Origin of the sequence: Flavobacterium sp. (assembly GCF_044368625.1) — a bacterium.
Lineage (GTDB): Bacteria > Bacteroidota > Bacteroidia > Flavobacteriales > Flavobacteriaceae > Flavobacterium.
The window spans coordinates 1-19,497 of record NZ_JBIPPD010000040.1 but is presented as its reverse complement, the minus strand read 5'-3'; the positions used below and the strand labels follow the sequence as shown (position 1 = coordinate 19,497).

The following is a 19,497-nucleotide window of genomic DNA, read 5'->3' as shown; positions in this document are numbered from 1 at the left end:
TTTGTTTCGCCTGAAGAGTCCCATAAAATTATTTTATTTTTCGCAAAACAAAAATAAGGGAATCTCAGGCTTTTTTTATTTTAGACTTTCGGATAATAGTGATAATATATAATGTCAATTTTACTACTTCAAATTACCGAATTCCAATTATATTTGCACTCTTAAAAAAATAATATTATGTCGCTAATTCAAACACTTACCCCGGAAATCCAGAAAGCCATTCAGGTTGTTTTTGATACCACAATCGAAAAAATCGAATTTCAGGCTACACGTAGGGAATTTGAAGGCGATATTACAATGGTTATTTTTCCGCTTTTGAAGCAAATCAAAAGCAATCCTGTCGAGTTGGGAAACAAGATTGGAGCCTATTTGGTGGAAAATGTAAAAGAGGTAAAAGCATTTAACGTCGTTTCTGGATTCCTGAACATCGTGATTTCAGACGATTATTACATGCACTTTTTCAATACAATTAAAGCAGATAGCAACTTCGGATTTGTCTCCCCAAAAGAAGATGACACCCGAGGCGAAGCCGAATTGAGCGAAGTTAAAGCGGTAATGGTCGAGTATTCTTCGCCAAACACCAACAAGCCTTTACATTTGGGTCATGTTCGAAACAATCTTTTGGGCTTTTCGGTTGCCGAAATTATCAAAGCTTCGGGAAAGAAAGTCTATAAAACACAAATCATCAACGATAGAGGAATTCATATTTGCAAGTCGATGTTGGCTTGGCAGAAATCGGGTAAAAACGAAACTCCTGAAAGTACCGGACTTAAAGGCGATAAATTGGTTGGAAATTATTATGTTGCTTTTGACAAGGAATATAAAAACCAAATCAACGAACTGGTTGCTCAAGGTAAAACAGAGGATGATGCTAAAAAGCTTGCTCCAATTATGCTTGAAGCCCAACAAATGCTTCTGGATTGGGAAGCTGGAAAACCAGAAGTAATTGCACTTTGGAAAACAATGAACCAGTGGGTTTACGATGGTTTTGCATCTACTTATCAAAATATGGGCGTTGATTTCGACTCCTATTATTATGAAAGCAACACCTATTTACTAGGTAAAGACGTGGTTCAAATCGGTTTGGAAAAAGGTATTTTCGAAAAAGATCCGGACGGTTCGGTTTGGATTGACTTAACCGAAGATGGCTTGGACCGAAAAATTGTACTTCGATCGGACGGAACTGCGGTTTACATGACGCAAGATATTGGAACGGCAATTCAACGAGTCAAGGATTTTCCAGATGTAGGCGGAATGGTGTATACGGTTGGAAACGAACAAGATTATCATTTTAAAGTGTTGTTCTTGATTTTAAAAAAACTAGGATTTGATTGGTCTAAAAACCTGTTTCATCTTTCCTACGGAATGGTCGATTTGCCTTCTGGTAAAATGAAAAGCCGTGAAGGAACAGTAGTTGATGCCGACGATTTGATGCAAGAAATGACACAAACCGCTCAAAACATTGCCGAAGAACTTGGAAAACTTGACGGTTACACCGAAACTGAAAAAGCCGAATTGTACCGAACTATAGGTTTGGGAGCGTTGAAATATTACATTCTAAAAGTAGATCCTAAAAAACGAATATTGTTTAACCCAGAAGAATCTGTTGATTTTGCCGGAAATACAGGACCTTTTATTCAATATACCTACGCTCGAATTCAGTCGATTATCCGAAAAGCAGATTTTGATTTTGAATCTTCAACTTTTTCAGTTGCCGAAATTTCACTTCACGAAAAGGAGAAAGAATTAATCAAAGTATTGGCGCTCTATCCAGAAGTGATTCAGAATGCAGCTCATAATCACAGTCCTGCTTTGGTTGCCAATTATACGTATGATTTGGTTAAGGAATACAATTCGTTCTACCAATCAGTGCCCATTTTAGGTTCAGACGATGAAAAAGCAAAAAAGTTCCGTGTCCAACTTTCGAAAAAAGTAGGCGAAACCATTGCTTCCGCATTTGGTTTATTGGGAATTTCTGTGCCTGAGAGAATGTAAATAACTATGATTTATGGTCTATGAATGTGAGTAACTTGCATTTTAGGATTTTAAATTAATGAGTAGGAATTATGGGTGAGATTATTGTAAAAAATAAAGGTTTTGCGTTTGCTGTTCGAGTCGTGAACTTTTATGAGGTACTGACTGAAGGGAAAGACTATATATTAAGTAAACAATTGGTACGTTCAGGAACTTCATTTGGCGCTAATGTCAAAGAAGCAATTAACAGTCAAAGCAAAGCCGATTTTATTCATAAATCATCTATTTCGCAAAAAGAATGTGATGAGAATATGTATAGGCTCGAACTTTTAAAAGCAACAAATTATATAAGTGAAAAAAAATTACAAGCATGAATGATCACCCTGTCGAGTTGCTCAAAAATATACGAAGTATATTGTCACCACTAAAGGTAAATTATAATTCATAACACATAACACATAACTCATAATTAGTTAGTGAAAACAAACGCGTCTTATTTTTTTCAGTCTTTTCTGATTTTGCTTTTGGCTACAGGGTTTTTCTTGGGGTTAAAGAAATTTTTGCCTAATAAAATATTCTCCGAAAAAGCGGGTAGCACTAAAAACGTATTAATAGATAGTATGCTTTTGGACGCTTTTGATGCCGAACCTGACTTGGCCGGTAAAATCATGACTAAAGACGATTCGATAGCCAGGCAACCCATCGTTTTCGAAGAAAGCAACGGTGTAAAATTTCCCGAAGAGAAGTTTGAAAATTACAAAGGAAATCAATACCTGATTCCTTTTTTCGAACAATTGTATCAGTTGGAAACCACTAAAAAAGCGAAAGTACGGATTGCCTATTTTGGCGATTCGATGACGGACGGCGACATGATTGTCCAAGATTTTAGAACTTATTTTCAGGAAAAATTTGGCGGACAAGGTGTTGGATTTGTATCTATTACTTCCGAATCTGCTGGTTCAAGAAGTTCGGTTTCACACGAGTTTTCAGGAAATTGGAAAACCCAATCGTATTTGAATATCAAATATCCGTTGCGTTCTTTTGGCGTTAACGGCCATGTGTTTTTTGCCAATGATACCGCCCATGCAGCGTGGGTAAAATACAAAGCGGGACGTTCGAGGTTCAATACACAACTGCATAATCCAACGCTTTTTTATGGAAGTGCCAAAAATAAAAAAGGTCAGTTAACTTACATGATTGGCAACGATACCATTCGGAAAACACTGATGCCGAACCGTGTTTTAAATACATTATCGCTTTCTAAAACGCCTTTAAAACAGTTGAAAGTTAATTTCACAAAAGCAGATTCGATTCCAATTTATGGATTTAATTTTGACGATGGCGTAGGCGTTCACGTCGATAATTTTTCACAAAGAGGAAATTCTGGGATTCCAATATCAAAGTTTGATGTGGCAACGATGAAAGCTTTTCAAGAACAATTGAATTACAATTTAATTGTATTGCATTACGGCACCAACGTATTGAATTACGGTACCAAAGACTACAATTGGTACGACCGAAGTATGACCAAAACCATCAATCGACTGCGCGAATGTTTTCCGGGTGTTGCGATTTTAGTGGTTTCTACGGCAGATAAATCAACCAAATACGATTTGGAAATGAAAACCGACTCTGCAGTTGTACCGTTGACTTTGTCTCAAAAACGTTATGCTTTGAAAACAAAATCGAGTTACGTGAATTTATTTACATTAATGGGTGGCGACGGTTCTATGGTAAAATGGACGGAAGAAGAGCCCGTTTTGGCCAATAAAGATTACACGCATTTCAACTTTCGGGGAGCGAAAAAAATTGCTAAAATTATTTACGACCAAATCGACGAAGGTTATCAGGAATATAAAGTTTTGCGTAAAAATAAAAAAGTAGCTCCACCAAAAAAGAAGTCACTTATAGACACGATTTTTTCAGAGACTGAAACACCAGAAACACATGAATAAGTTATTTCATACAATGTGTTTGCTGCTTTTTTTGACAAAAGGTCACGCCCAAGAATTAGATACTACTTTTGTAGAAATGGATTCGGTTTCGATTGATTCCACGGTGGTAATTGAAACCGAAATGGCACTGATTAATCCAAATGCGTTGATTTGTTTCTACGAAAAATTAGCGCAACTGAAATCAATTGATGGTGCGTTTCCAAAACAGAAAATTAATATTTTTCATGTTGGCGATTCACACATTCAAGCCGATTTAATGACCAATGCGGTTCGCGAACGCTTGCAAAACGAATACGGAAACGGTGGACGCGGTTTGGTTTTTCCGTACAATTTGGCCAAAACCAACGGACCTTGGGATGTGCGGTTTTCATCGAACGGAAGTTTTAATTCCTTTAGAAATATCAAACCGCTATCGAATGAAAATATTGGTTTGACAGGCATTTTATTGCAGACTAAAAGAGCCGATTTTGCCATCGAATTAAATGCCAGAGAGCAAGATAATTATTTTACAAAAATCAAAATTCTAACGCCAAGTAATGTCGGAAGTTTTGATTTGGCTACAGCAAAAAAAACAATAGTTTTTGAATCACAAGTTCCTAAAACCATTACGCATAAAATAAAAAGTGGCGATGTTTTGGGTTCTATTGCCGAAAAATACAATGTTTCAATTACCGCTTTGAAAAGAGCAAATGGATTAAAATCAAACAATATTCGTGCAGGAAAAACGTTGAAAATACCGACGAACGAAAAGCAAAACCGGAGTATTTCTCGTTCCGAATTTATTCCATTAGAAATTCAAAAAGATGCTTTTTCGCATTTTTACGAAAGTGAAAATGCCTTAGATAAAATATACTTGATTCCCAATAAAGATCAAAATGTTTTCGAACTCAACGGGATTATTTTGGAAAACGATAAAAGCGGTGTTTTGTACCATAATTCGGGTATAAATGGAGCAAAATTTTCGGACTATAATAAATACCCTTTGTTTTTCGAACAGTTAAAAGCCTTGCGTCCCGACATTTTGGTGTTGTCTTTTGGTACCAACGAATCGTTTGATAAGATGAAGTCGGAAGATTTTATTGCCCAGTTGGATTTATTTATTACAAATGCAAGAAAACAAAATCCGTTTGTAGAAATTATCGTTGCAACGCCTCCGCCGTCTTTATTCAAAAGAAAATACCCCAATACTTTTGTGGCCGATTACAGCAAAAAAATTATTGATTTGGCCTACAGCAGAAACGTAGCCGTATGGGATTTATATTCGGACATGGGTGGTTTGTATGGCGTGAATCGAAATGTAAAGACAGGAATTATAGGAAATGATCGGGTGCATTATACCAAAGCAGGTTATGAAAAACAAGGAAAATTGTTGGCCAAAGCGATTATTGAAGCGTTCGAAAATTATAAAAATACATTGGTAAATGAATAGTATGGATTGGTTTACTGCTGTTTTTGGAGCAACCACTTGGAATACAGTGGAAAGTTGGTTTGTGTACAATCCCAAAGAACCCATTTTGTTCAATTCAGCTTTGTTTCTAGGGATGTTTTTGATTTTCTATCCCGTTTATATTTTGATTACCAAGTCGAAAACTACATTTTGGAGAAATTTATATGTAGTGGCTTTTTCACTTTTTTTCTATTATAAATCTAGCGGATTGTATGTAGGAATGCTCATTTTTACGGGTCTTTTGGATTATAATTTGGCGCGACTCTTACACCAAGAAACTTTAAAATTTTATCGAAAATTTTATTTGTACGTAAGCGTTTTTGTCAACTTATCACTGTTGGGTTATTTCAAATATACCAATTTCCTCATCGACAATTACAATGGAATCTTCGATTCGAATTTATCTTTTTACGATATTATTTTACCTGTTGGAATTTCGTTTTACACTTTTCAGTCGATGAGTTATGTGATTGATGTATACCGTCGCGAACTAGAGCCTACGAAGCAGTATGTTGATTATATGTTTTACTTATCGTTTTTTCCGCAACTTGTGGCAGGGCCGATTGTTAGGGCTTCAGAGTTTGTTCCGCAAATGTACCAAAAACTCAACTTGAGTAGGGAAGATGTCAATAAAGCACTTTTTTTGATTATTGGTGGGGTTTTAAAGAAAGCAGTTATTTCAGATTATATTTCGCTCAATTTTGTTGATCGTGTTTTTGATTCGCCCAACAGTTACACCGCTTTTGAAAACTGGATGGCTTCGTATGGTTATGCCATTCAAATTTATTGCGATTTTTCGGGCTATTCCGATATGGCTATTGGAATTGCATTATTGATGGGGTTCAAGTTGTCGCTCAATTTTCGAACGCCCTATAAATCGGGTTCTATTACAGAGTTTTGGCGGCGTTGGCACATTTCGTTGTCGTCTTGGTTGCGCGATTATTTGTACATTTCGCTGGGCGGAAACCGCAAAGGAAAATTTCGAACGTACGTCAATTTATTCATCACGATGTTATTGGGCGGATTGTGGCACGGCGCCTCGTGGAAGTTTGTTATTTGGGGAACTCTACACGGTTTGGCACTTGTGGTAGAACGTTTTTTTAAAGAATTTTTCCAAATTCCAAAAAATGTGGTAACACGATTTTTGAGCATTTTAGTCACTTTTCATTTTGTTGTTTTTTGCTGGATTTTCTTCCGTGCAAGAGATTTTGCCACCGCTTTTGAGTTGATTGAAAATATCGGAAAAGTGCAACTCAATTTTAATCAATGGTGGACTATTATTCAAGGGTATCAGAATGTGTTTTTAGTAATGTTGATTGGTTTTGTGTGGCATTTTTTACCACAAAGCATCATACAATTCTTGCAAGATACCTTCGGGAAATTGCCCGTGGTATTTAAAGCATTGGTTCTCGCGTTTGTATTTTGGATTGTTTTTGCAACGGCATCGAGCGGACCACAACCTTTTATTTATTTTCAGTTTTAATAGGAACAAGACAAGTTAAAATTTCATTGGTCATTCCAATTCTTAATATTTGCTTAACATTATATTTGATGTACTAATAAAACCGATATTGCGTTATATTTATAAACCAATAAATCAATTTAAAAATGAAAAAGATTTTTTTTACTGCATTGGCAGTTTGCTTCGTAGGACTTACATTTTCTTGCAGTTCTGACGATAATGGAAGTTCGACTTCTCCAACCATTACCGACGTAACCAATACAATGTCGTCAGGAACATGGAGAATTACAAAATACATCGACAGCGGAGACGATGAGACCACCGATTTTAATGGTTACAACTTTACATTTAGTCCCAATACTATTTTAATGGCTACAAATGGCACTAATGAATACATGGGTTCTTGGATAGTTGCTACCGATAATTCTAATGACGACAGCCCAAGTAATGATTTGGATTTTATTATTTCATTTTCAGGGCCCGTAAAATTTATTGAGTTGTCGGACGACTGGGATATTCAATCTCGGACTTCTACAAAACTTGAACTCATCGATGTGAGTGGGGGAAATGGAGGAACGGATTATCTTACTTTCGAGAAAAATTAAAAAAAATTATAAAGCCACAATTTTAAAGTTGTGGTTTTTTTTTACTTCTAAAAACAGATTTCTTTGACAATATCAGGATTTTCAAATGAATAGTATTCTGTTTTTTTTTGAAGCCAATCCCGTTTTTCGCTACAAATCCTCAACCCAAAGGCTATTTTTCCAAGCCATAAAAGGAGCTTCCGTTAGTCGCTCTTTTCTTGCAGGAAAAATTTGCCTCTGCGTTTCCGGGTTTTCCGCTACTCCCGAAGCTTCGGGACGGGGCTAATAACCCATACCTTTTTCTTAAGACCAATGGCACAACTTTGACCCTCTCACTTTTTGAAACTTAAAGGGTTTCGCTTATATTTGCAACTCTAAAAGACACACTCTTATGTTTGATAATTTAAGCGACAAGCTCGACAAAGCATTTCATATACTAAAAGGACACGGTAAAATTACAGAAGTTAACGTTGCCGAAACTTTAAAAGAGGTCCGTCGTGCTTTACTCGATGCCGATGTTAACTTCAAAATTGCCAAAGATTTTACAACTAGAGTAAAAGAAAAAGCGATTGGTCAGGATGTATTGACCACATTGCAACCGGGACAATTGTTGGTGAAGTTGGTCAAAGATGAGTTGACCGAATTAATGGGTGGCGATGCCGCCGGAATCAATTTGTCGGGAAAACCTTCCGTCATCTTGATGTCGGGATTGCAAGGATCAGGAAAAACTACTTTTTCTGGTAAATTAGCCAATTATTTAAAAACAAAAAAGAACAAAAAACCATTATTGGTTGCTTGTGATATCTACCGTCCTGCGGCAATCAACCAGCTGCATGTGGTGGGAGATCAAATTGGGGTGGAGGTATATTCTGAACCAGAGAATAAAAATCCTGTTGAAATTTCTCAAAAAGCGATTGCTTACGCTAAAGCCAATGGTTTTGACGTTGTAATCGTTGATACGGCTGGACGTTTGGCAGTGGATGAGCAAATGATGAACGAAATTGCGAATGTACACAAAGCCATTCAACCGCATGAAACTTTGTTTGTTGTGGATGCCATGACGGGACAAGATGCGGTAAATACGGCCAAAGCCTTTAACGACCGTTTGAATTTTGACGGCGTTATTTTAACAAAATTAGACGGAGATACCCGTGGTGGAGCTGCGATTTCGATTAAATCCGTGGTCAATAAACCCATCAAATTCATCGGTACGGGTGAGAAAATGGAGGCCATCGACGTGTTTTATCCCGCCCGTATGGCCGAACGTATTTTAGGAATGGGTGACGTTATCTCTTTAGTAGAAAGAGCTCAGGAACAATTTAACGAAGAGGAAGCACGAAAACTTCAGAAGAAAATCGCTAAAAACGAGTTTGGTTTCGACGATTTCTTAACTCAAATTCAGCAAGTGAAGAAAATGGGTAACATGAAGGATTTGGTAGGAATGATTCCAGGTGCTTCCAAAGCAATGAAGGACGTAGAAATTGAAGACGATGCATTCAAACACATTGAAGCCATTATTCATTCAATGACTCCCATTGAACGTAAAAAACCATCCCTGATTGATGTAAAACGCAAAACGCGAATCGCAAAAGGTTCGGGAACCAAAATTGAACAAGTCAACCAGTTGATGAAACAGTTTGACCAAATGAGTAAAATGATGAAAATGATGCAAGGTCCTGGAGGAAAAAATTTGATGAAAATGATGGGCGGCGGAATGAAAGGCGGAATGCCCGGAATGAAATAAACAGTTGAATTTTAAGGTTTAAAGTTTCAAGTAAATGAAATTTTAAACCTTAATTTTTTGCATGAGGGATGGAAGTGGAGCTCTCCCGATTTTTCATCGGGAAGCGGGAGCGAACAGCCCGACCCCTTTTTTGGGGGCATGCCCAAATAGATACTAATAACTAACTACAATTCGTTTTAGGTACCCACACAACTTTGTACCTAAAATTTTAAATCTGAAATAACAAAAAAATGACAATTCTAGACGGGAAAAAAACTTCGGACGATATTAAAAATGAGATTACTGCAGAAGTAAATATCATGAAACAAAACGGGGAAAAAGTCCCGCATCTTGCCGCAATTATTGTTGGGAATGATGGTGCAAGTTTGACTTACGTTGGAAGCAAAGTAAAAGCTTGTGAGAGAGTAGGTTTTGAATCTACGTTAGTAAAAATGCCTAGTACGACATCTGAAACCGAATTGCTTAAGAAAATCAAGCAGTTGAACCAAGACGATAACATTGACGGTTTTATTGTACAATTGCCACTTCCAGACCAAATTGACACGCAAAAAGTTTTGATGGCAATTGACCCAAGTAAAGATGTCGATGGTTTTCATCCGGAAAATTTTGGAAGAATGGCGTTGGACATGACTACGTTTATTCCCGCAACTCCTTTTGGAATTTTAGAATTATTGGAGCGTTATAACGTAGAAACCCAAGGAAAGCATACAGTAGTGATTGGCAGAAGCCACATCGTAGGCCGTCCAATGAGTATTTTGATGGGTCGAAAAGGATTTCCTGGAAATTCAACAGTAACGTTAACACACAGTTATACCAAGAACATCGCTCAAATTACAACCCAAGCGGATATCATCATCACCGCTTTAGGGGTTCCTAATTATCTAAAAGCCGAAATGGTAAAAGATGGTGCCGTAATTATCGACGTAGGAATCACGCGTGTTGCTGATGATTCTACAGAAAAAGGCTACCGCATTACAGGTGATGTTGATTTCGAAAATGTTTCTAAGAAAGCTTCGCATATCACGCCAGTTCCTGGTGGTGTAGGTCCAATGACGATAGCGATGTTGTTGAAAAACACATTATTAGCTAGAGAACAACGAAAAGATAAAAACTAAGTGAGACCTTAGATATTTCAGGACATATCCTATTTTGTCATGTTGTACTTGTTTTCAGTATTTGGATGGTTACAGTTTAAGATACTAAGTTTAGCACAACAATCAAACACAAAAAAGCCTTCTGTTGAGAGGGCTTTTTTTGTACGTTTTATTTTCTCGGCGAAGGCCTTCCAAAACTTTTGGTAGCGTTTGTTGTTGTATCCTTACGCCAAGGTGTTTTATTTTGGGTAGTTTTGGAAACAATTTTTGGCAAACTCGCTTCTTCCGTTTTACTCGAAGGTTCGATGAGCTGGTTGAGTTGTGTAAACTCTTCATTCGTCAATGCCCTGTACCGGCCTACAGGAACATCAAGGGAAATATTGATAATACGGGTTCTTTTTAAAGCGGTGACTTCATAATCCAGATATTCGCACATGCGACGAATTTGGCGATTCAAGCCTTGTGTCAATATAATTCGGAACACATATTTGCTGATTTGTTCCACTTTGCATTCTCTTGTAATTGTGTCTAAAATAGGAATACCATTCCCCATTTTTTCAATGAATCGGTCGGTAATCGGTCGGTTCACGGTTACAATATATTCTTTTTCGTGGTTGTTTCGAGCACGCAAAATTTTGTTGACAATATCACCATCATTCGTCATAAAAATCAAGCCCTCACTGGCTTTGTCCAATCTACCTATCGGAAAAATACGTTCGGGATAGTTGATGTAATCGACAATATTGTTGGGAACGTCTAAATTTGTCGTACATTCAATACCAACAGGTTTGTTGAAAGCCAAATAAAGGTGTTTTTTGTTGTTTTCGCGAAGTAGTTTGCCATCAATCCGTACTTCATCCGAAGGAGCCACTTTAGTTCCCATTTCAGGAACCACTCCATTTAAGGTCACTTTTCCTTGTTCAATTAATTTATCGGCTTCTCTACGGGAACAGTATCCGGTTTCACTGATGAATTTATTGAGGCGTTTCAAATTTTCTTCCATTGTGTAAAAGTAGTGAAATTATATGTGATGTGAAATTTGATGATTTTGAGTTTGTATAATAATTCTTCTTTCTAAACTATACGTTTTAACCCCTCAAAAAAGAAATAATCTTCTCATACACTTCGTCGTCGTGCAAACTGTGACCCAAGCCTTCTGTTTGAATAAATTGAGCGTTTTTCCATGCAGCCGCAATTTTTTGGCCTTCGCCAAAAGCCACAATTTTATCTTCACGATCGTGAACAATTATTCCAGGAATTTGGATTTTTTTGGCGAAAGCCGCCATAGAAAAATCCGAAATTTCTTTATTAAACTTTTCTGAAAAAGCGCGCTCCAAAAACCGTTTCATTCGCTTGTTCAAACTGAGAAGTTTGACATAATTGGACACGATAATTGTGTAGTCCGAAGGAGCTCCCAAAACTACCATTCTTTGTAAATCTTGATTTTTGTACTCGGATTGATAGTAAATGCATGCTGCTCCACCAATGGAATGACCGATTAAAACTGCAGGCTTATATTGCTTTACCGCAACATCGATGTACGAAGCATATTTAACGACATTAAACTCGCTTCCACCCGAAAGTCCGTGACCTGGAGCATCAATTGCTACAATTGTACTTCCGGTTTGCTGTAAATAAGGGAGTAATTTTTCCCAACGTGAAGTGTTGCTTTCCCAACCGTGAACCAGTAAAATTACGTGTGCATTGCCACGCCAAATGTAGGTTTCCAAATGATGTTCATCGGCGAAGAAACGCTGCGAAGGAATATTTTGTAAGAAGTTGGGTAAGTTGTCTTTGACTAATTTTCCTCTCCGCGGTTTGCTAAACAGTCGATAAGCAATTTTTGTTGCCTTTTTGGGTTGGAAGTAACTCAAACTGTTTAACCCAAAACCAATTGATTTGGTGAGTAGAAAATATTTGATTTTTTTCATTACTAATCGTTGTGACCTTTGTATATTTAATTTTTAAAACAAAAACTTTATTCTCGTGATGCCGAAGGCTTTCGGGAGTAAAGACGCAAAGTTTGCATTTTGACTTACCTTCTTTTATCCAATCAAGTTGCATCAACTATTAGATAAAATGTAAAAATCGAAGTTTTAATTTCACGAATAATCTCTTGTGTCAAACTTTGAAATTGGTGCAATCGATGTCTTTTTACTTAAAAATGCTGCTTCCAATTTTTAACTAAATCTACGTCTAATTTTTTGATATAAAAAAACCCCGAAATCTCGGGGCTTTTGATTTATATGCTTGCAAACAAACTTTCCATTTTTTCTTTTTCTTCTTCTGCAAGAACGCTGTCGACTAAAATTCGTCCAGAGTGTTCGTCGGTAATGATTTTCTTTCGAGCAGCAATTTCTACTTGTGTTTGTGGCGGAATCGTGAAAAAAGATCCTGCCGAAGCGCCTCTTTCGATAGAAACAACAGCTAAACCATTTCGTACACTACTTCTGATTCTTTTGTAAGCTGCCAGTAATCTTGGTTCGATTAATGCCTCATATTCCGCTGATTTTTCTTTCAAAAAACTTTCTTCTTTTGAAGTTTCAGCCATAATAGCATCTAATTCTGATTTCTTATGCTGTAAATGATTGGTCTTTTGCTCTAAACGTTCTGATGAGGTTTCGATAATTTGTTTTTTGTACTCAATTGAAGCTTTCATTTCTTTGATGTGCTTTTCAGCCAATTGAATTTCCAGTTCTTGGTATTCAACCTCTTTGGTCAATGAGTTGAATTCACGGTTATTTCGAACGGTTTCTTGTTGTTTTGTGTATTTTTTAATGGATTCTTGGTGCTCGTCAATTGCAATTTTTTTTGCTTTGATTTGCTCTTCCATTTGTTCCAAATCTGCTTTTAATTTTTCAGAACGTGAATTCAGACCCGCCACTTCATCTTCTAAATCTTCTACTTCTAGAGGAAGTTCGCCTCGTACGTTTCTGATTTCGTCAATTCTAGAGTCAATTAATTGTAAATCGTAAATTGCTCTTAATTTGTCTTCAACATTCAATTCTTTTGTAGTCGCCATATATTATAAGTACTTAACAGGATTTGTATTTTCTTCTGATAAAATGATTGCAAAATTAGGCATTTTTTTCGTAAGATAATCAACAATATAATTTTTTGTAAAACGTTCGCTTTCAAAATGACCAATATCGGCTAAAAGTATTTGATTTTCAGCTTGATAAAACTGGTGGTATTTTAAATCGGCGGTCAAAAAAGCATCTGCACCGGATTGAATCGCTTTTCCAATTGCCTCACTTCCAGAGCCTCCCAAAACGGCTACTTTCTTGATTTTCTTATCCAAAAAAGCACTGTGGCGGATTCCGTCGGCTTGCATCTTCTCTTTTACCATTTGCAGAAATTCATTTTCATCCATTTCTTCGGGAAGTTGCCCCATCATTCCTAAACCAATATTTTGATGTAAATTTTGAAGTTCGTATATTTCGTAAGCGACTTCTTCGTAAATATGGCTTTCAAATAAGGCTTTAAGAATTTTATTTTGAAAATGTTTCTCAAAGGTGACTTCAATTTTGATCTCATTGGCTTGAACCAATTCAAATTTTTTACCAATAACGGGATTGCTATTATCATTGCCTCGATAAGTTCCCGTTCCGGTGGAATTGAAACTACAGTTTTCGTAATTTCCGATTTTTCCCGCTCCCGCTTTAAACATCGCATTACGAACTTTATCTGCATTTTCAAGTGGTGCAAAAGTGACCAATTTTTGAATGAAGTTTGTTTTTGGAATTAAAATTTTGGTATTAATCAATCCCAAAGCATCACAAAAAATTTGGTTTACTCCATATTGATGATTATCCAATGCGGTATGAACGGCATAAATAGCTACATCATTTTTGACGGCTTTAATGATGGAGCGTTCGACATAATCTTTACCCGTAATTTTTTTCAAGCCCGAAAATAAAATAGGATGAAAACTAACCACTAAGTTGCATTTTTTAGCAATTGCTTCTTCAATTACCGCTTCCAAAGCGTCGTGACAAACCAGTACACCCGAACATTCCTCGTTTTGATTTCCGACTAAAAGTCCAACATTATCAAAGCTTTCGGCATATGCCAAAGGTGCCATATTATCTAAAACGGCCAGTATTTCTTTTATTTTCATAGATGTAAAAGTGTTTTTTTAACGGTCATATAGGGTATCGCTTTTATTTATTGGTTTTTATCTCACAATAGTATAGTTTTCATCGGTGTTCGACGACCCGAGCTTGCGAACTGGCGAAGCATTTTCAATTGCTTGCGCAAACGTGTTGTAATTGGCGATTTCATACGGAATATTATCGGTTTCTTTTTTGATATAAAAGATTAAAAATTGATGTATTTATGAATGTGCTGAATTTTCAAAGATAAAATATTATATTTTCGCAATATGAATTTTTTAAGAATATTACTTTTTCCTTTCGCCGTTTTATATGGTTTGATTACTTCGATTCGAAATTTCTGGTTTGATAAGGGAATTTTGAAAGGCACTTCATTTCCAGTTCCGGTAATTGCAGTTGGAAATTTAAGCGTGGGCGGAACGGGAAAAACCCCTCAAATTGAGTACCTGATCCGTTTACTTTCTGAAAATTATAAAGTCGCTACTTTGAGCCGCGGTTACAAACGAAAATCCAAAGGTTTTATTTTAGCGGATAAAAATTCCAACGCTGAAATTTTGGGCGATGAGCCTTATCAGTATTTCCAAAAGTTTCCTCAGATTCAAGTTGCCGTTGATGCCGATCGAACGAATGGAATCCAGCAATTGTTGAAAAGTGAAAATCCACCTCAAATTATTTTGCTCGACGATGCGTTTCAACACCGAAAAGTAAAAGCCGATTTGTACATTTTATTAACTGCTTTTAACGATTTGTATTGTGACGATTTTGTGCTTCCTACAGGAAATCTTCGCGAAAGTAGGAGTGGAGCCAATCGAGCAAAAATAGTCATAGTTACCAAGTGTCCCGAAACACTTTCAATCGAAGAACAAGCTAAAATTCGGGCCAGATTAAATATAACACCTGATCAAAAATTGTTTTTTACAACCATCCGATATGATCATTTGGTTTATTCAAAGTGCAAGGAAATTTCCGTTTTTGACATTCATAAAAGAAACAAAGTCCTCCTTGCAGGAATTGCCAAACCCGAGCCTTTCTTCCATTTTTTAAAAAACACCCAGGACCTAATTTTGACTTTTCCAGACCATCATCAGTTTTCTGAAAGTGAAATTGATGCAATTAAATCAAAAGCCAATCAAAAAATAATCATCACAACGGAGAAAGATTATGTTCGAATAAAAGACGAATTTTCGCCTGAACAGTTGTATTATCTTCCAATTCAAACTGCTTTTTTAGATAATAAAGAGTTATTTGCTCAATTGATGAAAGAGTTTATCAACGATTTTGTCCCAAATTAATTTTTTTTAATTAAACAAAAAACAGAAAGCTTACTTCTTGAATAAATATGGGAAGATTCCAATAAATAAAGATTATTTTTGGGAAGAAAATAAACAGCTTTCGGTAAAGAATTAAATAAACTAAGTTATGTGGGATAAAGTACAAGAAACGGTAACATACATAAAAAATAAAACCAATTTCACCCCTGAATTTGGGGTTATTCTCGGTTCAGGTTTGGGCAGTTTTACAAAAGATCTCGCAATTGAATTCACGCTTTCGTATACTGAAATTCCTAATTTTCCGGTATCAACAGTGGAGGGTCATCAAGGCGCTTTGGTTTTTGGAAAAATTGGAACTAAAAATGTTGTGGCCATGCAAGGTCGTTTCCATTTCTACGAGGGTTACACTATGCAGGAAGTTACGTTTCCTGTTCGGGTGATGAAGTACTTAGGTATAGAAAAGCTCATCGTTTCTAATGCTTCGGGTGGTGTGAATCCGAAATATAAAGTGGGCTCCATAGTAGTTTTGAAAGATCAAATCAACATGATGCCCGAACATCCATTGCGTGGAAAAAACGATGAGCGTTTCGGGCCTCGATTTGTAAATATGAGCGAACCTTTTTCTAAGAAAATGATTTCGAAAGTTAAAGAAATTGCGGAGAAATCTGGAATTGAAGTATTTGACGGCGTTTATCTAGGCTTGCAGGGTCCTACTTTTGAAACGCTATCCGAATACCGAATGGTTTCAAAATTGGGCGGGGATTGTGTAGGAATGTCCACTGTTCCTGAAGTTATCGTGGCCAGACATATGAATTTAGAAACCTTTGGAATTTCAGTAATCACCGATATGGGGAATGAGGAAAGTATTGAAACCATCACGCACGCCGAAGTTTTGGAAGCAGCTAAAAATGCCGAACCTCACGTGAGAGAATTGATAAGAGAACTGATTTTACATTACTAAATCATTTGCACAAAAAAAGGACTTCAAATGAGGTCCTTTTTTATGCATTTTATCTTTTTAAAGTAAAGTGTGAACGGAATTCTTTGGATAAACCATCTTTATTGATGTAGTTTAAGGTAAACCAATAATCGGTTGCTGGAAGGGAAGACCCATTTAAAGTTCCATCCCAAAACTCACTTAAGTAGGGTTTAATTGCTTTTATCAATTTTCCATAACGATCGAAGATAAAAATTTGAGCTTCTTGCTGCTTGTTCAATCCTTCAATGGACCAAGTGTCGTTAAAGCCGTCCAAATTTGGAGTAAAATAGCGGGGATAATTTAATGCGAAAACAGAAAGCTTTTCAACTCCACAACCATTTTTGTCGATAACCGTAATGGTATATTCTCCTTGTTGTACTGTAAATTGATTGCTGGATTGTGGCCAATTATTGTCTAGTTGGTATTCGTAGTTGCCCGAACCGCCCGTTACCGTTACTGTGATAATTTGATTTAAATCAAAATCTTGAGCTACAGTCGCTTCGGCTATAGCAATCGAAGATTTAGTTACATTGGCAGAAGCAGTTTCGGAACATCCTGTGGTATTGTTTGTTACTCTAACTTCATAAAGTCCCTCTTCGGTAGCAACATGTAAGTTTGTAATAGTCGCTAAAGCTTGGCCATTTAAAGTCCACACAAAAGTATGATTAGCATTTTCCACGCCACACTGCAGATTGACTGTATTTAAATAATTACCTGTCACTTTATCTACACAAATAAATTTATCCGCCAATAAAGGATTTGGGGGCAAATAAACCGTAATATCAATGAATACAAGCGTACAAACAGAAGCTGTAGTGTAAATAATTCTTGCAAAACCAGGCGTAAGAGGTGTTACTAAACCGTTATTATCAACAGTAGCAACATTTGGATTATTGCTGCTCCACGTCCCTCCGGGTGTTGCATTTGCTAAAGCTAACGTATCGCCAATACATACCGAATTATTTCCTGTAATTGGCGTAACTGTTCCGGCATTGTTTACAACAATAGTAAGGGTGGTATTATTGGCACATTGTCCTGAATTTGGTGTAAATGTATACGTTGTAGTTGCGGTATTATTTAAAATTGGTGACCAAGTTCCGGTTATACCATTTTGAGAAGTCAAAGGAAGCGGTGCTATAATGTCGCCTTCGCAAATTGGGTTTATCGTTGCAAATGTTGGTGTCACAATAGGATTAACCGTAATTGTTAGCGTTGCATTGTTTGCACATTGGTTTGCATTTGGCAAAAAAGTGTACGTCGTAGATGTTGTATTATTCAAAGCTGGTGACCAAGTTCCTGTAATGCCATTGTTCGAAGTAATTGGTAAAATTGCTAAATTTTCGCCACTACAAATAGGGCTAACGGCTGTAAATGTTGGAGTTATATTCGGATTCACGATAATTTCCATTGTTTGTGTGGTAGCACATTGACCTGCACTTGGAGTGAAGGTATAGGTTGTCGTGGTGCTATTATTTAAAGCAGGCGACCAAGTGCCGAAGACACCATTTTGGGAAGTGGTTGGAAGTGCTGCTAAAGGCCCTCCTTGACAAATAGGACTTACCGAAGAAAAAGTGGGAACTACAGTTGGGGTTACAATAATAGTTGCCGTTACCGATGCCGCACATTGGCCATTATTGGGTTCAAAAGTATAGGTTGTAGTTGCTAAGTTATTTAAATCGGGACTCCAAGTTCCAACCACGCCATTTTGCGAAGTCGTTGGCAATGCTGCTAAATTTTCGCCTTCGCAAATACTGTTCGGAAGGTTGAAAGTGGGGGTTAGAATTGGATTTACAGTAATTGTTAAATTAGCGGGTAGTGCACATTGACCTGCATCAGGTGTAAAAGTGTAGGTGGTTGTTGTAGTATTATTTAATGCAGGTGACCAAATTCCCGTAATATTGTTAAGCGATGTTATAGGCAACAATGCCAATGTATCTCCAGCACATATTGGGTCAACTGCAGTAAAAGTAGGTGTTGTACTCGGGTCTACAACAATGGTCAAAGTCGTTGTTGTAGCACATTGACCTGAATTTGGAGTAAATGTGTAGATTGTTGTAGTAGTGTTGTTTAAAGCTGGTGACCAAGTTCCTGTTATTCCATTATTCGAGATGGTTGGCAATGGAGCTAATGTAGTTCCTGCACAAATGGCATTTACAGCAGAAAATAGGGGTGTAATTGTTCCTGTTACAACGGTGACATCTAAAGTGAACGGACTGGCACACGAATTGGAACTGGGTGTGAAAATATAGGCTCCACTTGTAGTATTGCTGACAATAGGGGGTAACCACGTTCCTGAGATACCATTGTTTGAGCTGGTAGGAAGTATTGGAGCGGTTTGTCCGAGACAAATAGAAGAAGGCAAGCTAAAAGTAGGTGTACCTCCAGGAGAGATAAAAATTGTAACAACATCAATAACAGATGCACCACAAGCATTTAGAGCGTTTAAAGTTACTGCAAAAATACCTGAAGCAGTTGTAGGTATAGTAAGAGTAGTTGATAATGTAGTTGTAGAACTCAATGTACCTTGCGAAGACGACCATTGTAAACTTGTATAGCCTTGAGCAGTTCCAGTAAAATTAAGTACAGTTCCAGCACAAGTTGTAATACTTGGAGGTCCAGCATCCACAGTAAAAGGCTCAACTGGTGCGGAACATCCATTGTTAAAGTAGGTTGCAGCACCAGCAGCTGTAAAATTAACCGCGGCTCCGGAAGTTTGTGATAATAAATTTCGGGTGTAGGTTACAGTATCTGTAAAGTTTCACAACGTTATTGATGAGAGTTGATTTTAATTTAGATTCAAATTTAGGATATTATTTTTAAATTGATTGGGTGTTATCTTGAATATTTCAGGTTTTAATTGATACCATTTTTC

The 19,497-nt window shown here is 37.0% G+C and carries 15 protein-coding genes; 10 read left to right on the top strand and 5 right to left on the bottom strand.

Going from position 1 to position 19,497, the window contains the following annotated elements:
• Positions 1-177: 177 nt before the first annotated feature.
• The 8 genes from argS (at position 178) to ACIQ2X_RS05055 (ending at position 10,281) form a co-directional block, all read left to right on the top strand.
• Positions 178-1,995 carry an arginine--tRNA ligase gene (gene argS, locus ACIQ2X_RS05090; protein ID WP_396177829.1) on the top strand — a complete coding sequence of 606 codons (1,818 nt, stop codon included), beginning with the start codon at positions 178-180 and terminating at the stop codon, positions 1,993-1,995.
• A gap of 71 nt (positions 1,996-2,066) precedes the next feature.
• A complete protein-coding gene (locus ACIQ2X_RS05085; RefSeq protein WP_396177827.1) occupies positions 2,067-2,348 on the top strand; it encodes a four helix bundle protein in 282 nt (93 codons plus the stop codon).
• 102 nt (positions 2,349-2,450) lie between these two features.
• Positions 2,451-3,929 (top strand): hypothetical protein, encoded by a 1,479-nt coding sequence (locus ACIQ2X_RS05080; protein WP_396177826.1) that lies wholly within the window; start codon positions 2,451-2,453, stop codon positions 3,927-3,929.
• A complete protein-coding gene (locus ACIQ2X_RS05075; protein ID WP_396177825.1) occupies positions 3,922-5,358 on the top strand; it encodes a LysM peptidoglycan-binding domain-containing protein in 1,437 nt (478 codons plus the stop codon). Before ACIQ2X_RS05080 ends, ACIQ2X_RS05075 begins: the two co-directional genes overlap by 8 nt.
• On the top strand, positions 5,351-6,859 hold the full coding sequence (locus tag ACIQ2X_RS05070) for an MBOAT family O-acyltransferase (protein ID WP_396177824.1): 1,509 nt from the start codon (positions 5,351-5,353) through the stop codon (positions 6,857-6,859). Before ACIQ2X_RS05075 ends, ACIQ2X_RS05070 begins: the two co-directional genes overlap by 8 nt.
• A gap of 125 nt (positions 6,860-6,984) precedes the next feature.
• Complete coding sequence (locus ACIQ2X_RS05065) at positions 6,985-7,443, top strand: hypothetical protein (RefSeq protein ID WP_396177823.1); 459 nt, start codon at positions 6,985-6,987, stop codon at positions 7,441-7,443.
• 370 nt (positions 7,444-7,813) lie between these two features.
• Positions 7,814-9,166, top strand: coding sequence for a signal recognition particle protein (gene ffh / locus ACIQ2X_RS05060; protein WP_396177822.1), 1,353 nt, complete (start codon positions 7,814-7,816; stop codon positions 9,164-9,166).
• Between the two features lie 230 nt (positions 9,167-9,396).
• The gene (locus tag ACIQ2X_RS05055) at positions 9,397-10,281 is read left to right on the top strand and encodes a bifunctional 5,10-methylenetetrahydrofolate dehydrogenase/5,10-methenyltetrahydrofolate cyclohydrolase (RefSeq protein WP_396177821.1); all 885 of its coding nucleotides are present in this window, start codon (positions 9,397-9,399) and stop codon (positions 10,279-10,281) included.
• 148 nt (positions 10,282-10,429) lie between these two features.
• Here the strand turns inward: ACIQ2X_RS05055 and rluF are convergent, their stop codons facing one another.
• The 4 genes from rluF to ACIQ2X_RS05035 all read right to left on the bottom strand — a co-directional run bounded on the left by rluF (position 10,430) and on the right by ACIQ2X_RS05035 (position 14,380).
• Positions 10,430-11,263: a 23S rRNA pseudouridine(2604) synthase RluF gene (gene rluF / locus ACIQ2X_RS05050; protein ID WP_396177820.1), complete on the bottom strand. Its 834-nt coding sequence runs from the start codon at positions 11,261-11,263 to the stop codon at positions 10,430-10,432.
• Positions 11,264-11,348: 85 nt separating this feature from the next.
• Positions 11,349-12,191 (bottom strand): alpha/beta hydrolase, encoded by an 843-nt coding sequence (locus tag ACIQ2X_RS05045; protein WP_396177819.1) that lies wholly within the window; start codon positions 12,189-12,191, stop codon positions 11,349-11,351.
• Between the two features lie 311 nt (positions 12,192-12,502).
• Positions 12,503-13,282 (bottom strand): zinc ribbon domain-containing protein, encoded by a 780-nt coding sequence (locus ACIQ2X_RS05040; protein WP_396177818.1) that lies wholly within the window; start codon positions 13,280-13,282, stop codon positions 12,503-12,505.
• A 3-nt stretch (positions 13,283-13,285) separates the two neighbouring features.
• On the bottom strand, positions 13,286-14,380 hold the full coding sequence (locus ACIQ2X_RS05035; RefSeq protein ID WP_396177817.1) for a Nif3-like dinuclear metal center hexameric protein: 1,095 nt from the start codon (positions 14,378-14,380) through the stop codon (positions 13,286-13,288).
• Between the two features lie 264 nt (positions 14,381-14,644).
• Here ACIQ2X_RS05035 and lpxK point away from each other — a divergent pair, with 264 nt between their 5' ends.
• On the top strand, positions 14,645-15,667 hold the full coding sequence (lpxK, locus tag ACIQ2X_RS05030) for a tetraacyldisaccharide 4'-kinase (RefSeq protein WP_396177816.1): 1,023 nt from the start codon (positions 14,645-14,647) through the stop codon (positions 15,665-15,667).
• 127 nt (positions 15,668-15,794) lie between these two features.
• On the top strand, positions 15,795-16,607 hold the full coding sequence (locus ACIQ2X_RS05025) for a purine-nucleoside phosphorylase (RefSeq protein WP_396177815.1): 813 nt from the start codon (positions 15,795-15,797) through the stop codon (positions 16,605-16,607).
• A 49-nt stretch (positions 16,608-16,656) separates the two neighbouring features.
• On the opposite strand, the gene ACIQ2X_RS05020 is transcribed toward ACIQ2X_RS05025, so the two are convergent.
• The gene (locus ACIQ2X_RS05020; protein WP_396177814.1) at positions 16,657-19,251 is read right to left on the bottom strand and encodes a T9SS type B sorting domain-containing protein; all 2,595 of its coding nucleotides are present in this window, start codon (positions 19,249-19,251) and stop codon (positions 16,657-16,659) included.
• Positions 19,252-19,497: the final 246 nt, after the last annotated feature.